Consider the following 12,826-nt stretch of genomic DNA (forward strand, 5'->3'; position numbering starts at 1 on the left):
TGGTCTCCGTTGTGATGTGTTCAGGCGGCGGCGCGCAAGGCGTCGTCGAGCACCGAGGGTGAGCCGATGTGGTTGGCCAGCAGCAGCACCAGGCGTGCGTTGAGCGCGTGGCTCTGCTCGGGCGAGAGGTCGCGGTGCGCGTCGAGCAGGCGTTGGTAGAAGTCGTCGGGGGAGGGCAGGCGGGGGTCGGTGTTCAGGGTCGGTGTGAATGACAGCGTGGCCATCGGTTTGGCGTGGTGCACCTGGTGCGCCTGCTGCGTGCATGCCGCGTCCTGCAGGGAGTGGCCCAGCGATCGCTGCATCGCAGTGCGTAACGCCTCGCCATCAGCGCGGCGCCAGCGTGCGCAGACGTGCTGGTCGGGACGGAACAGCACGACGCTGCCCGGGCGCAGGTCGTAGCGTTTGGCGAGCAGCCCTTCGCGGTCCATGCCCGTCGTGATGCGCAGCAGCTTGAAGGGTGCGAGGCCATGCGCCGCGGTGGCCAACTGGTCGGCCTGCGCATCGTCGCCGTCGAACAGCAAGGCCGTGAAGCCATCGCCGAGCTGCCGCAGCAGCCACGTCGGCTGGCCGTCGGTCGATCGCAAGGGGGCATCGACGGCTGGCGCTCCGGGCACCATCGGGCCCGCGAAGGCATTGGCATCGGGCGTGTTCAACGGCGAGGTCGTCAGGGACGACGGCATCGACAGCCGCCCGCTGTTCACCATGCGCCGTGCGAAGCCGTGTTCGCGTGCCAGGGCCAGCACCGCATCGCGAAAGAGCCGGCTCGTCTCGCTCTTGGGCGTGATGAAGTCGGTCGAGCGTGTCGAGTTGAGGATGTTCTCGTCCGCCGCGAACTCGCGCTCGCTGGCATAGGTGTCGAGCAGCGCATCGGGGGCCCGGCCTTGCAGTACCGCGGCCAGCTTCCAGCCCAGGTTGTCCGCGTCCTGCACGCCGGAGTTGGCGCCGCGCGCGCCGAAGGGCGACACGCCATGCGCCGAGTCGCCGGCGAAGAGCACGCGGCCATGGCGGAACGCGTCCATGCGCAGGCAGGAAAAGGTGTAGACGCTGGCCCACTGCAGCTCGAAGTCGGCGTCCTTCATGGCCGAGTGCGCGAGCAGGGCCTGGATGCGCGGAATGATCTTCTCGGGCTTCTTCTCTTCCTCCGGGTCCGCATCCCAGCCGAGCTGGAAGTCCACCCGCCACACGCCGTCAGGCTGCTTGTGCAGCAGCACGCTCTGGTTGGGATGGAAGGGCGGATCGAACCAGAACCAGCGCTCGGCGGGGTGGTCCAGCGCCATCTTCACGTCGGCGATGAGGAAGCGGTCCTTGAAGACCCGGCCCTTGCTCTCTTGCCCAATGAGGCGGCGCACGGCCGAGCGCGAACCGTCGCAGGCGATGAGGTGGTCGGCACGCAGGCGATAGGGGCCATCGGGTGTGTCGATGTCGACGAGCACGTGGTCGTCGTGCGCCTCGATGCCGCCCACGCTGTTCTTCCAGCGCAGCTCGATGTGCGGCAACTGCGCGATGCGTTCGGCGAGGTAGCCCTCGACGTAGTACTGCTGCAGGTTGATGAAGGCCGGCCGCTCATGGCCCGCCTCGGGCAGCAGGTCGAAGCTGTAGACCTGCTCGCTGCCGAGGAACACGCGCCCGAGGTTCCACGACACGCCCTTGTCGACCATGCGGTCGCCGCAGCCGAGCCGGTCGAAGATCTCCAGCGTGCGCTTGGCGAAGCAGATGGCGCGCGAGCCGGTGGACAGTGCGCAGTCGTTGTCCAGCAGCACCACGCGGATGCCGCGCTGCGCGAGGTCGATGGCCAGGCTCATGCCCACGGGGCCCGCGCCCACGATGACGACCGGGTGCCGTGCCGGATCGGTCGCGTCCTGGTCGGTGCTGCGCCTGTAGTCGAAGCGCAGCGACTGGTAGTCCACCTCGGAGGTCATTGGGCAACCTCCGTGCTCCGCACTGCGGTGCGAGCGCCTTCGGGCGGCCGGGCGGCGCTCATGGTTCAACCTTCCAGCGCCTGCCACATCTGGCGGTCGCGGTCGGCGGTCCAGATGCGCGGGTCGGGGTATTGAGTCACCTCGTCGTAGCAGCGCGTCACGTCGAAGGGCAGGCAGTGGTCGAAGATGACCCAGTGGCCATACTTCGGCTTCAGCGCGGCATGGGTGTCCTTGTAGACGGTGTGGAGGTCCTTGCCTGCTTTCACGCCGGCCTGCACCGAGGCATGCAGGTCGGCGATGAAGTTGCGCGTGCCGGCCAGTCCCTGCGCCACCTGCTCGGGCGTGGTGAGCGCAGCGCCGCGGCCGGGCACGAGTGCCGCGGGCTTGAGCGCGGCGATGTTGTCCAGCGTCTGCGGCCAGTCGCGGAAGTAGGCGTCGCCGGCATACGGCGTGGCGTCGAACTCGACCAGGTCGCCGCAGAAGAGGATGCGCTGCTGCGGCAGCCACGCGACGGTGTCGCCCTTGGTGTGGCCGCGGCCGAGCTGCAGCAGTTGCACCTCCAGCCGGCCCAGCCACAGGGTCATCTTGCCGGTGAAGGTCATGGTGGGCCAGGTCAGTCCCGGCGGCACGCTCTGGACATTGCGGAACAGGCGCGGGAAGCGGCCGATCTCGCTGGCCTTGTCGGCCTCGCCGCGCTCGACGATCAGGTCGCGCGTGTCCTGGCTGGCGATGATGTGCCTGGCGCCATATGCGCTGGCTCCCAGCACCCGCACCGCGTGGTAGTGGGTCAGCAGCACGTAGTCGATGGGCTTGTCCGTCACCTCGCGGATCCGCCGGATCACGTCCTGAGCCATCACCGGGGTAGCCTGCGTGTCCAGCACCAGGACCGAGTCGTCGCCGATGATGATGCCGGTGTTCGGGTCGCCCTCGGCCGTGTAGGCATAGGCGTTCTCCGACAGCCGCGTGAAGCTGACCTTCTTTTCTTCCAGGTCGGCTTGGGAGGCGAAGGCTTTGTTCATGGCGAATGAATTTGGCAATGTGAAAGTTGTTTGATCTTAGTCAGTGCGTTTGATAATGTCGAATGCATTTTGGTAAGTACAAATGCGTAAGCCGTGACGAGCGGCAGGGAAGGCAGTGATGGAAGAGAAGGAATCGCGCGGCATCCAGAGCATCGAGGTGGGTGGGCGCTTGCTGTTGGCGCTGGTCCACCTGGGCCGGCCGGCACCGCTGAAGGACCTGGCGCGCGAGGCGGACATGACGCCAGCCAAGGCGCATCCGTACCTCGTGAGCTTCGGCAAGCTGGGGCTGATCGAGCAGGACGCCGCGACCGGCCACTACGGCCTGGGGCCGCTGGCCCTGCAGGTCGGGCTCATCAGCCTGCAGCAGGTGGACCCCATCAAGCTCGCCTCGGCCGAGCTGCCGGCGCTGGCGCGGGCCATCGGGCAGACCGTGGGCATCGCCATCTGGGGCAACCGCGGGCCGACCTTCGTCCGGCTGGAGGAAGGCCCCACCGCCGTGCACGTGAACATGCGCCACGGCACGGTGGTGTCGGTGCGGGGAACGGCGTCAGGCCGGCTCTTCGCCGCCTTCGCGCCACGCGACCAGGTGATGGAGGCCTTGCGGGCCGAGGCCGGCCACAAGACGGTGAAGATCGAGCCGGCCTTCGAGGAGCAGCTCACGGCCATCCGCGAGCTGCGCTATGCCAGCATCACCAACGGCACGGTGGCGGGCATCACGGCCATCTCGGCGCCGGTGTTCAACGGCTTCGGCGAGATGGTGCTGGCCCTCACGGCGATCGGGCCGACGGCGATGCTGGACGAATCCGCCGACGGCGAGGCCGGGCGGCTGCTGGTCGAATGCGCGCAGTCGCTGTCACGCCGGCTGGGCGCGCGGCCTCCATCGATGTGATGAGACAAGGCCGGCATCCCACACCTTAGGCGTTTGCCGACGCGCCCGCGGCCCGTAGCATCGGGCGCGTTCAATACGAACGCATCGACCGGGAGACATCATGGCCACGAAGAAGGCAGCGGCGGCGGGCAAAGGCGTGTCGGTCCACATGGGGTTGAACGCGGTGAGTGCCGCGCACTACGGCGGCTGGTCGGGCGAGCTCGCGGCCTGCGAGTTCGACGCCAACGACATGGCGGCCATCGCCAAGTCCAAGGGCATGAAGTCCACCGTCATGCTCACCAAGAAGGCCACGCGTGCCGGTTTCCTCGCGGCCATCCGGGCGGCGTCCAAGTCGCTCAAGGGCGGCGACTTCTTCTTCCTCACCTATTCCGGCCATGGCGGCCAGGTGCCCGACACCAACGGCGACGAGCCCGACAAGCAGGATGAAACCTGGTGCCTGTACGACGGCCAGCTCATCGACGACGAGCTGTACTTCGAGCTGAGCAAGTTCGCCGCGGGCGTGCGCATCCTGGTGCTCTCTGACAGCTGCCACAGCGGCTCGGTGATCCGCGACGCGCCGCCCACCGTGGCCATCGTGCCCACCGCCACACCACCGCAGCGGCCCAAGGCCATGCCGCGCAGCGTGTGCCTGCGCACCTACCGCGACAACCAGGCCTTCTACGACAAGCTGCAGGCCGACGTTGCCAAGGCGGCGGGCAAGACGGTTGTCGATCCCGACGCCGCGCTGGCGCACGTGGTGGCCAGCGGCCCGCTCACGACCACCATCGTCAAGGGCTTCGCAGCCTCGGCCATCCTGATTTCAGGCTGCCAGGACAACCAGACCTCCATGGACGGCGACCACAACGGCGCGTTCACCGAGCAGGTGCTCAACGTGTGGAACAACGGGGGCTTCAAGGGCAACTACGGCACCTTCCATGCGGCCATCCGCTCGCGCATGCCGCCCACGCAATCACCCAACCTGTTCACGCTGGGCACGGCCGGCACGTTCCTGACGCAGACGCCGTTCGGCGTCTGAGGGCGCCTGGGCGTTCAATGGGACTTCGGCGGCGATTCGTCGGCGTCGAGGTCTGCCGTGGTCGGCTTGGATTCGACGCGGTAGCTCTCGCTGGCCCAGGCGCCGAAGTCCACGTTCTTGCAGCGCTCGCTGCAGAACGGACGGAACTCGTTCTCGGGGCTGTAGAGGCTTTCACCGCCGCAGGTCGGGCAGGTGACGATGCGTTTTTTCGCAGTGATGCCCATGGTCACGCGCACAGGGTGAGCTCGAAGGTGGTGTCGGCGGTACTGGCCTTGAGCTTGCCCTCGCTGTCGGGCCGCATCAGCCGCACCGAGGCCATCAGCCGGTGGCCGCTGATCTCCGGGATGAGCCCTTCGTTGCCGGTGATGCGCACGCGCATCAGCAGGTAGGTGCGGCCCGTGGGCAGGCTTTGCTGGTACTGCCCGCCTGCGGCCACCACCTTGTGCGGCACGCCGGTATCGCGCAGCAGGCCCAGCAGCACGTTCAGCGCCTCGGCCAGCGGCATGAGGCTGCCGATCCACTGCATGAGATCGGCGCGCCGACGGGCCGCATCGAGCTTCTGCCAGGCGTGGTAGGCCGGCAGGTCGAACTCGCAGGTGCCGCCCGGGATGCTGATGCGGCTGCGGATGCTCATCAGCCACTCGTTGGTCGCGAGGTCGTGGCCGGCCTTGCCGGGCAACTGGTTGAGGCGGGTGAAGGCGTGGTCGATCTTGGCGATGGTGGCTTCGAGCGCGTCTTCGGCGATGGCCGGATTGCCGCGGTAGCCGATGTAGGCGCTCTTCTTGGACTCCAGGTCCTTGAGCAGGTCGGCCTTGAGGTCGGCACGCGAGGCCACGTCGATGATCTCGAAGATGGTGGCCAGCGCGAAGTGGTGGTCGACCGCGGTCTCGCGTGGAATCAGCTGGCCCAGGCGGTCGAACAGGTGCTCGAGCCGCAGCATGGTGCGGATGCTTTCGTTGAAGGGATACTCGTACAGGACCAATCGGACACCCTCGGAATGGAGCCGCTCGCGGCGCGCAAGGCAGTGCGAGTGGGAATGGGGCCCGATTGTTCCACAGGGTGCGGGCCCAGGCCGGGCCGGTTGCCCTGATTCACTCAGGGATGCACCAGTGCCTCCACAGGGCCGCGACCTCCGCGGCCAGTTGCTCGAGCGTGAGGCCATCGTTGAGGATCACGCCGTCGGCGGCGGCCAGGCGCTGCTCGCGCGTGGCCTGGTTGGCAATGGCCTGGCGCACGGCGGACTCCGTCCAGCCGGAGCGCTGCATCACCCGCCGCACCTGGGTCTCGACGCTGCAGTCGACGACGAGCACGCGGTCGACGATGGCGCGCCAGCGGCCGGACTCGACCAGCAGCGGCACGTCGAACACCTTCACGGGTGACGCACTGGTCTCGGCTTCGCGCTTCGTCTCGATGCCGATGAGCGGGTGCAGGATGCCTTCGAGCCGCTTGCGGGCCGTGGGCTCGCTGAAGGCGAGGGCGCGCATGCGCTCGCGATCCATCGCGCCGGTGGCATCGATGAACTCGTTGCCGAACTGCTCGCGGATGCTCGCGATGGCGCCGCCGCCGGGCAGCGTGAGCCGCCGGGCGATCGCGTCGGAGTCGATGATGGCCGCGCCGTGCGAGGCCATCAGGCCGGCCACGGTGCTCTTGCCGCTGCCGATGCCGCCGGTGAGGCCGATCCGAAGGGGACGCGTCATGGACACGGCCGAAGCGGCGTCAGTAGCCGGACCAGCCCAGCCAGTCGAGGACGGTGGCCTCGCCGATGAACATCATCACCAGCCCGCCCCCGGCCAGGTAGGGGCCGAAGGGAATGTGCTGGTCGGAACGCACCCTCATGATGATGCCGACCACTGCGCCGACGATCGAGGCTGCCAGCACCACCGGCAGCAGCATCTTCCAGCCCAGCCAGGCGCCGAGGGCGGCCAGCAGCTTGAAGTCGCCGTAGCCCATGCCTTCCTTGCCGCGCGTGAGCTTGAAGAGCCAGTAGACCGACCACAGCGACATGTAGCCGCCGATGGCGCCCCACAGGGCTTCCTTCAGCGGGATCGTCAGCCCGAACATCGCCAGCAGAAGACCGGCCCACATCAGCGGCAAGGTGAGCTGGTCCGGCAGGATCTGGATGTCGATATCGATGAAGGTCATCGCGATGAGCGCGGCCACGAAGCCGCACCACGCCAGCGCCACGGGCTGCGTGCCGACGTGCCAGGCGGTGGCCGCGAACAGGAGACCGGTGGCGGCCTCGATGATCGGATAGCGCTTCGAGATGGGCGTCTTGCAGGCGGCGCACTTGCCGCCCAGCCGCAGGTAGCCCGCGACGGGCACGTTCTCATGCCAGCGCAGCTGGTGCCCGCAGGACGGGCAACGCGAGGCTGGCGTCACCAGGTTGAGCTTGGGCAGCGCCTCCAGCTCCTTGGTGAGCGCCTTGGCCGTCTCGCGCTGCGCGGCGGGTGGGTCGTCCTTGCGGCGGAACACCCGGCGCCACGCGTCGTCGTCGGACAGGCTCATGGACACGAAGTCCGCCCACCAGTCGCGCTCCATCATGATCGGCATGCGGTGGATCACCACATTCAGGAAGCTGCCGATGCACAGCCCCAGGAGGCCGAGCACCCAGGGGGAGAGGAGTATTTGCTGGAGTTCCGGGGTCAAACCACGGCCCCGAGCTTGAAGATCGGAAGGTACATCGACACGACGATACCGCCGATGAGCACGCCCAGGACCACGATGATGAAGGGCTCCATCAGGCTGGAAAGCCCCTTCACAGCCTCGTCCACCTCGTCTTCATAGAACTCGGCTGCCTTGCCCAGCATCGCGTCCAGCGAACCGGATTCTTCGCCGATGGCACACATCTGCAGCACCATGGTGGGGAACACGCCGGTGGTCTGCATGGAGGTGGTGAGCGCGGAGCCGGTGGAGACGTCCTTCTGGATCTGCTCAGTCGCTTCGGCAAACACGGCATTGCCCGAAGCTCCGCCCACGGAATCCAGGGCTTCCACCAAAGGCACGCCAGCGGCGAACATCGTCGACAGGGTACGGGTCCAACGTGCCACGGTGGACTTGTACACCAAGTCACCAAACACCGGAATTTTCAGCAGCAGGCGATCCATGGCCTTCTGCATCTTCTCGGAGCGTCGCCAAGACTGCATGAAGAAATAGGTGCCACCGATCAGGACGCCAAAGATCAGGTACCAGAATTTGACGAAAAACTCCGACATGCCGATCACGAACAGAGTGGGCGCGGGGAGGTCGGCGCCAAAGGAGGTGAACACGTCCTTGAATGCCGGAATCACGAAGATCATGATGACCGCGAGCACTACAAAAGCCACCACCAGGACCGCGACTGGATAGATCAAGGCGGACTTGATCTTGTTCTTGATGGCCATCGTCTTTTCCTGGTAGATGGCCAGACGATCCAGCAGCTGTTCAAGAATGCCGCCTGCCTCGCCCGCTTCGACGAGGTTGCAGTACAGCGCGTCAAAGTACAACGGGTGCTTTCGGAAGGACGACGAAAGGCTGGTACCCGTCTCCACGTCGCTGCGGATGTCGGTCAGCAGCTTGGTCACGCGCGGGTTGGTGCTGCCGCGCGCCACGATGTCGAAGGCCTGGATCAGCGGCACGCCAGCTTTCATCATGGTCGCCAGCTGGCGGGTGAAGATGGCAATGTCCTTCTGCTTGATGGAACTGCCGCCGCTCACTCGGCGCTTCTTCACCTTGGTGATGAGGATGCCCTGGCGACGCAGGCTCGCGCTGACCATGGCCTCGCCGCCGGCACGCATCTCTCCGCGTACGACCTTGCCGTTCTTGTCCTTGCCTTCCCACTCGAAGACAATTTCCTTGACGTTCTGTTGTTTCGCGGCTATCGCAGTCGCCATAGTGCCTCCGAGGAACCCGTTCCCCGCCCCAAAGCTGTCGAATGGTTGAATGTCGTCGCGGTCATTCGTTGGTGACCGAGATCACTTCCTCGAGGGTGGTCACGCCCAGCTTGACCTTGACCAGACCCGACTGCCGCAGATCCCGCACGTTTTCGCGCTGCGCCTGGGCTGCGATGTCCATGGCTGTTCCCTCGGACAGGATGATGCGCTGAATTTCCTCGCTGATGGGCATCACTTGGTAAATGCCGACCCGGCCCTTGTAGCCGTTGCTGCAGGCCGAGCAGCCGACGGCGCGGTACGGGCGCCAGCTGCCGTCGAGGTCGGTTTCCTGGTAGCCCGCGCGCAGGAGCGCCTCGCGAGGGTAGTCGGCCTGCTGCTTGCACAGTTCGCACAGCTTGCGCGCCAGGCGCTGGGCGGTGATGAGCAGCACGCTGGAGGCGATGTTGAATGGCGCCACGCCCATGTTCAGCAAGCGCGTGAGTGTGGTGGGCCCGTCGTTGGTGTGCAGCGTGGACATCACCATGTGGCCCGTCTGGGCCGCCTTGATGGCGATGTCGGCGGTTTCCAGGTCGCGAATTTCGCCGACCATGATCACGTCCGGATCCTGGCGCAGGAATGACTTGAGCGCGGCCGAGAAGCTCAGGCCCGCCTTGTCGTTCACGTTGACCTGGTTGATGCCCGGCAGGTTGATTTCGGCCGGGTCCTCCACGGTCGAGATGTTGACGCCCGGCTGGTTCAGGATGTTCAGGCAGGTGTACAGCGACACCGTCTTGCCCGAACCCGTGGGGCCGGTCACGAGGATCATGCCGTAGGGCCGCTGGATGGCGCTCAGCAGACGATCCTTCTCCTGCTTCTCGTAGCCCAGCGCGTCGATGCCCAGCTTGGCGCTGGACGGGTCCAGGATACGGATCACGATCTTCTCGCCGAACAGCGTGGGCAGCGTGCTGACGCGGAAGTCGATGGCCTTGCTGCCGAACTTCAGCTTCATGCGGCCGTCCTGCGGCACGCGTTTTTCGGCGATGTCCAGCCGCGAGATGACCTTGATGCGCGAAGCCAGCTTGTCCTTGATGGCAATCGGTGGCTGGGTGATCTCTCGCAATTCACCGTCGATGCGAAAGCGCACGCGGTAGTGGTATTCGTAGGGTTCGAAGTGCAGGTCGGATGCGCGCGCGTTGATCGCGTCGATCAGCATCTTCTGCAGGAAGCGAACGACCGGTGCGTCCTCGACGTCGGCCGACTGGGCCTCGGGCTGCTCCGTCGTGGTGACGTCATCGGTGACGTCGAACTCGAAGTCGCCCGACGCCATCGACTCCAGCGTCTCGGTGGCCGTCGTGCCGGCGTTCTCGAGGATCTTCGACAGCTTGTCGTGTTCGACGATCACCCACTCGGGCGAAAGTTGCGTGGCGAACTTGATGCGCTCGACCGCTTCCTGGTCGGTAGGATCGGACGCACCGATGAACAGCCGGTTGCCGCGCTTGCCCAGCACCACCACGTGGTACTGCGCGGCCAGCTTGTTCTCGATGATGTTCTTCGGCAGCTTCTGCGAATCGACCGCATTCAGGTCCAGCAGCGGAAGCGCCAGGGCGCCAGCCAGGGTGTGCGCGAGGTCGGATGCATTGATGGCCCCCGAGCCGATCACTGCGCTGACGAAGTTGCCCTTCTTGTCCTTGGCAACGGTCTTGACCAACTCTTCTGCCGCCTTGGCGTTGAGCTTGCCCGCGTTGACGAGCACGCGGGCCACGCCGGTCAGCGAGGAGTGAGGTGTGTCGGTAGTGAGGGTGTCCACGGTGCTGCCTGGATGTGCTCAAGCCGCGCGGTCAGGCGCGGCCGTGAAGACAACAGGGTAGGCCATGGCGAGAGAAAACGCCACGGCAGGCTGGGCGCGGTGCGTGCCAGCAGCGCAAATTCGGGACACTGAGTGTTCACTCCACGGTTACAACCGCCGCATGATCGCCGAATGTTCAGGTACTGTAAATCTCGTGAATACGCGCACCTTGCCAACTTTTCACGCACACATCGCCTGAAAGCTTGACACACAAGGCTTCCTGCAGAGAGGAAACAAAGTGCAAGGCGTGCGGAAAAAGGAGAGGAAGAAAGAAGACTGGTCGGGGTGAGAGGATTCGAACCTCCGGCCTCTACGTCCCGAACGTAGCGCTCTACCAGGCTAAGCTACACCCCGATTTTTGAGGGCGCCGCGAACGCAGCGCCTGTCGATTTCAGCGCGGCGGACGACTCAAAATGAGCGATCCACCGACCGAACGCAGAATTCTAGCAGAGCTTCTCGGTACATCGACTCGGGGATCAACAAAAGTGAGTCGCGGGCCTTGTTCGCCTGCTCGCGCGCAGCGTCGCGCGTGGCCTCGATGGCCCCGGTGTGGCGCACGATTTCAACGATCTCTGCGAGCTTGGCCACCTCGCCATGCTCGATGGCGTGGCGGATGAGTTCGCGCTCCTGGGCCGTGCCGCGCTCCATCGCCACGAGCAGGGGCAGCGTGGGTTTGCCTTCGCGCAGGTCGTCGCCAACGTTCTTGCCCAGTTGTGCAGTCGAGCCTTCGTAATCGAGCAGGTCGTCCACGAGCTGGAAGGCCGTGCCCAGCGAGCGGCCGTAGTCCGCGCAGGACTCCTCGACATCGTGCGGTGCATCGGCCAGCACCGCACCCAACCGGGCGCTGGCTTCGAACAGCTTGGCGGTCTTGTAGCGGATGACGCGCAGGTAGTCCTCGACGGCGATGTCGGGGTCGTGCATGTTCATCAGCTGCAACACCTCGCCTTCGGCGATGACGTTGGTTGCATCAGCGAGCACTTCCAATACGCGCATGCGGTTGACCGACACCATCATCTGGAAGGCGCGCGAATACACAAAATCGCCCACCAGCACGCTGGCGGCATTGCCGAACATTGCGTTGGCCGTCTGCCGGCCGCGCCGCAGGTCGGATTCGTCGACCACGTCATCGTGCAGCAGCGTCGCGGTGTGGATGAACTCCACCGTGGCCGCCAGATCGAAGCGCTCCGGCCCATTGAAGCCGAGTGCTCTTGCGAACAGCAGCACCAGCATCGGGCGGATGCGTTTTCCGCCGGCGCTGATGATGTAATGGCCGATCTGGTTGATCAGGGCGACGTCGGAAGCCAGGCGGCGCTGGATGACGGCGTCGACTTCCCGCATGTCGGCAGCCATGAGCGATGCCGCCCCGGAAACCGGCGCGGAGGAATCGGTGGAAGGCGCCGTCTGGACGCTGGGCTCGGAAGACACGGCCCGGATTATAGGAAGGCTCCCGGCATCTCCGATCCGGTGCGCGTTGGCCCCCAGCCGCACGGGGAAGCCCGGATTTGGCCTTTGGGGCTTTCCCGTAGTACAATCAAAGGCTCTGCGTTTATCGCAGGGGCATGGCTGCCTGGATAGTTGGGCAGTCGTGATCATGAAACGAAAGGGCTGATATGTACGCGGTCATAAAAACCGGCGGCAAACAATACAAGGTTGCTGCAGGCGAGAAGATCAAGGTAGAACAGATTGCTGCGGACGTTGGCCAAGAGATCACGATCGACCAGGTGCTGGCCATTGGGGCCGGCGCTGACCTGAAGGTTGGGACTCCCTTGGTGAGCGGTGCAAGCGTCTTGGCAAAGGTGGTGGCCCATGGCCGGCACGACAAGGTCCGCATCTTCAAGATGCGCCGTCGCAAGCACTACCAGAAGCGCCAGGGGCATCGCCAGAACTTCACTGAAATCGAAATCAGTGCGGTCAACGCCTGAGCCAACATTCAAGGAGATCTGAACCATGGCACAGAAAAAAGGCGGCGGTTCCACCCGGAACGGCCGTGACTCCCAACCGAAGATGCTTGGCGTCAAGGTGTACGGCGGCCAAGTCATCTCGGCTGGCTCCATCCTCGTTCGCCAGCGCGGTACCAAGTTCCACGCCGGTACGAACGTGGGCATCGGCAAGGACCACACCCTCTTCGCCCTCGTCGATGGCGAAGTGAGCTACGGCCACAAGGGCCCGCGCAATGTCCAGACGGTGAGCGTCAAGGCGGTCTGACCGTCCCGGCCTCATCGAAACAAGCCCCGCCTCGACGGGGCTTGTTTTTTGCGGTGCTGGATTACCATCCCACGCACTGCAACTC

General features: G+C 65.4%; 13 protein-coding genes and 1 tRNA gene. 4 read left to right on the forward strand and 10 right to left on the reverse strand.

Annotation, left to right across the window (positions count from 1 at the left end; all coding sequences use genetic code 11):
• Positions 1-20: 20 nt before the first annotated feature.
• Together DZC73_RS19100 and DZC73_RS19105 are read right to left on the reverse strand one after the other, a co-directional pair.
• The gene (locus tag DZC73_RS19100; protein ID WP_124541959.1) at positions 21-1,919 is read right to left on the reverse strand and encodes an FAD-dependent monooxygenase; all 1,899 of its coding nucleotides are present in this window, start codon (positions 1,917-1,919) and stop codon (positions 21-23) included.
• Between the two features lie 65 nt (positions 1,920-1,984).
• Positions 1,985-2,938 (reverse strand): MBL fold metallo-hydrolase, encoded by a 954-nt coding sequence (locus DZC73_RS19105; protein ID WP_124541960.1) that lies wholly within the window; start codon positions 2,936-2,938, stop codon positions 1,985-1,987.
• Positions 2,939-3,056: 118 nt separating this feature from the next.
• On the opposite strand from DZC73_RS19105, the gene DZC73_RS19110 reads away from it, so the two are divergent.
• A complete protein-coding gene (locus DZC73_RS19110) occupies positions 3,057-3,827 on the forward strand; it encodes an IclR family transcriptional regulator (protein ID WP_124541961.1) in 771 nt (256 codons plus the stop codon).
• Between the two features lie 100 nt (positions 3,828-3,927).
• Positions 3,928-4,842 (forward strand): caspase family protein, encoded by a 915-nt coding sequence (locus tag DZC73_RS19115; RefSeq protein WP_124541962.1) that lies wholly within the window; start codon positions 3,928-3,930, stop codon positions 4,840-4,842.
• A gap of 14 nt (positions 4,843-4,856) precedes the next feature.
• On the opposite strand, the gene DZC73_RS19120 is transcribed toward DZC73_RS19115, so the two are convergent.
• From DZC73_RS19120 to ispB, 8 genes are all read right to left on the reverse strand, one after another.
• Positions 4,857-5,066 (reverse strand): DNA gyrase inhibitor YacG, encoded by a 210-nt coding sequence (locus DZC73_RS19120; protein WP_124541963.1) that lies wholly within the window; start codon positions 5,064-5,066, stop codon positions 4,857-4,859.
• Between the two features lie 2 nt (positions 5,067-5,068).
• Positions 5,069-5,824, reverse strand: a complete 756-nt coding sequence (gene zapD / locus DZC73_RS19125; RefSeq protein WP_124541964.1) for a cell division protein ZapD — start codon at positions 5,822-5,824, stop codon at positions 5,069-5,071.
• A 109-nt stretch (positions 5,825-5,933) separates the two neighbouring features.
• Positions 5,934-6,539 carry a dephospho-CoA kinase gene (gene coaE / locus DZC73_RS19130; protein ID WP_124541965.1) on the reverse strand — a complete coding sequence of 202 codons (606 nt, stop codon included), beginning with the start codon at positions 6,537-6,539 and terminating at the stop codon, positions 5,934-5,936.
• Positions 6,540-6,558: 19 nt separating this feature from the next.
• Positions 6,559-7,449 (reverse strand): prepilin peptidase, encoded by an 891-nt coding sequence (locus DZC73_RS19135; protein WP_268879051.1) that lies wholly within the window; start codon positions 7,447-7,449, stop codon positions 6,559-6,561.
• A 35-nt stretch (positions 7,450-7,484) separates the two neighbouring features.
• On the reverse strand, positions 7,485-8,711 hold the full coding sequence (locus DZC73_RS19140; RefSeq protein ID WP_124541967.1) for a type II secretion system F family protein: 1,227 nt from the start codon (positions 8,709-8,711) through the stop codon (positions 7,485-7,487).
• A gap of 61 nt (positions 8,712-8,772) precedes the next feature.
• Positions 8,773-10,497 carry a type IV-A pilus assembly ATPase PilB gene (pilB, locus tag DZC73_RS19145; RefSeq protein WP_124541968.1) on the reverse strand — a complete coding sequence of 575 codons (1,725 nt, stop codon included), beginning with the start codon at positions 10,495-10,497 and terminating at the stop codon, positions 8,773-8,775.
• A 316-nt stretch (positions 10,498-10,813) separates the two neighbouring features.
• Positions 10,814-10,890 (reverse strand) — tRNA-Pro (locus DZC73_RS19150).
• Positions 10,891-10,944: 54 nt separating this feature from the next.
• Entirely contained in the window at positions 10,945-11,886 is a 942-nt protein-coding gene (ispB, locus tag DZC73_RS19155) for an octaprenyl diphosphate synthase (protein WP_124542174.1), read from the reverse strand.
• Positions 11,887-12,146: 260 nt separating this feature from the next.
• On the opposite strand from ispB, the gene rplU reads away from it, so the two are divergent.
• Both rplU and rpmA read left to right on the forward strand, forming a co-directional pair.
• Complete coding sequence (gene rplU / locus DZC73_RS19160; RefSeq protein WP_124541969.1) at positions 12,147-12,458, forward strand: 50S ribosomal protein L21; 312 nt, start codon at positions 12,147-12,149, stop codon at positions 12,456-12,458.
• A 25-nt stretch (positions 12,459-12,483) separates the two neighbouring features.
• Complete coding sequence (gene rpmA, locus DZC73_RS19165; protein ID WP_124541970.1) at positions 12,484-12,741, forward strand: 50S ribosomal protein L27; 258 nt, start codon at positions 12,484-12,486, stop codon at positions 12,739-12,741.
• Positions 12,742-12,826: the final 85 nt, after the last annotated feature.

The sequence above is a fragment of the Rhizobacter terrae genome (genome assembly GCF_003852895.1).
GTDB classification, from domain to species: Bacteria; Pseudomonadota; Gammaproteobacteria; order Burkholderiales; family Burkholderiaceae_C; genus Albitalea; species Albitalea terrae.

Excerpts from the sequence above, each read along its gene's own strand:
- DZC73_RS19100 (WP_124541959.1), bottom strand. The coding sequence starts at position 1,919 with ATGACCTCCGAGGTGGACTACCAGTCGCTGCGCTTCGACTACAGGCGC.
- DZC73_RS19105 (WP_124541960.1), bottom strand. The coding sequence starts at position 2,938 with ATGAACAAAGCCTTCGCCTCCCAAGCCGACCTGGAAGAAAAGAAGGTC.
- DZC73_RS19110 (WP_124541961.1), top strand. The coding sequence starts at position 3,057 with ATGGAAGAGAAGGAATCGCGCGGCATCCAGAGCATCGAGGTGGGTGGG.
- DZC73_RS19115 (WP_124541962.1), top strand. The coding sequence starts at position 3,928 with ATGGCCACGAAGAAGGCAGCGGCGGCGGGCAAAGGCGTGTCGGTCCAC.
- DZC73_RS19120 (WP_124541963.1), bottom strand. The coding sequence starts at position 5,066 with ATGGGCATCACTGCGAAAAAACGCATCGTCACCTGCCCGACCTGCGGC.
- coaE (WP_124541965.1), bottom strand. The coding sequence starts at position 6,539 with ATGACGCGTCCCCTTCGGATCGGCCTCACCGGCGGCATCGGCAGCGGC.
- DZC73_RS19140 (WP_124541967.1), bottom strand. The coding sequence starts at position 8,711 with ATGGCGACTGCGATAGCCGCGAAACAACAGAACGTCAAGGAAATTGTC.
- ispB (WP_124542174.1), bottom strand. The coding sequence starts at position 11,886 with ATGGCTGCCGACATGCGGGAAGTCGACGCCGTCATCCAGCGCCGCCTG.
- rplU (WP_124541969.1), top strand. The coding sequence starts at position 12,147 with ATGTACGCGGTCATAAAAACCGGCGGCAAACAATACAAGGTTGCTGCA.
- rpmA (WP_124541970.1), top strand. The coding sequence starts at position 12,484 with ATGGCACAGAAAAAAGGCGGCGGTTCCACCCGGAACGGCCGTGACTCC.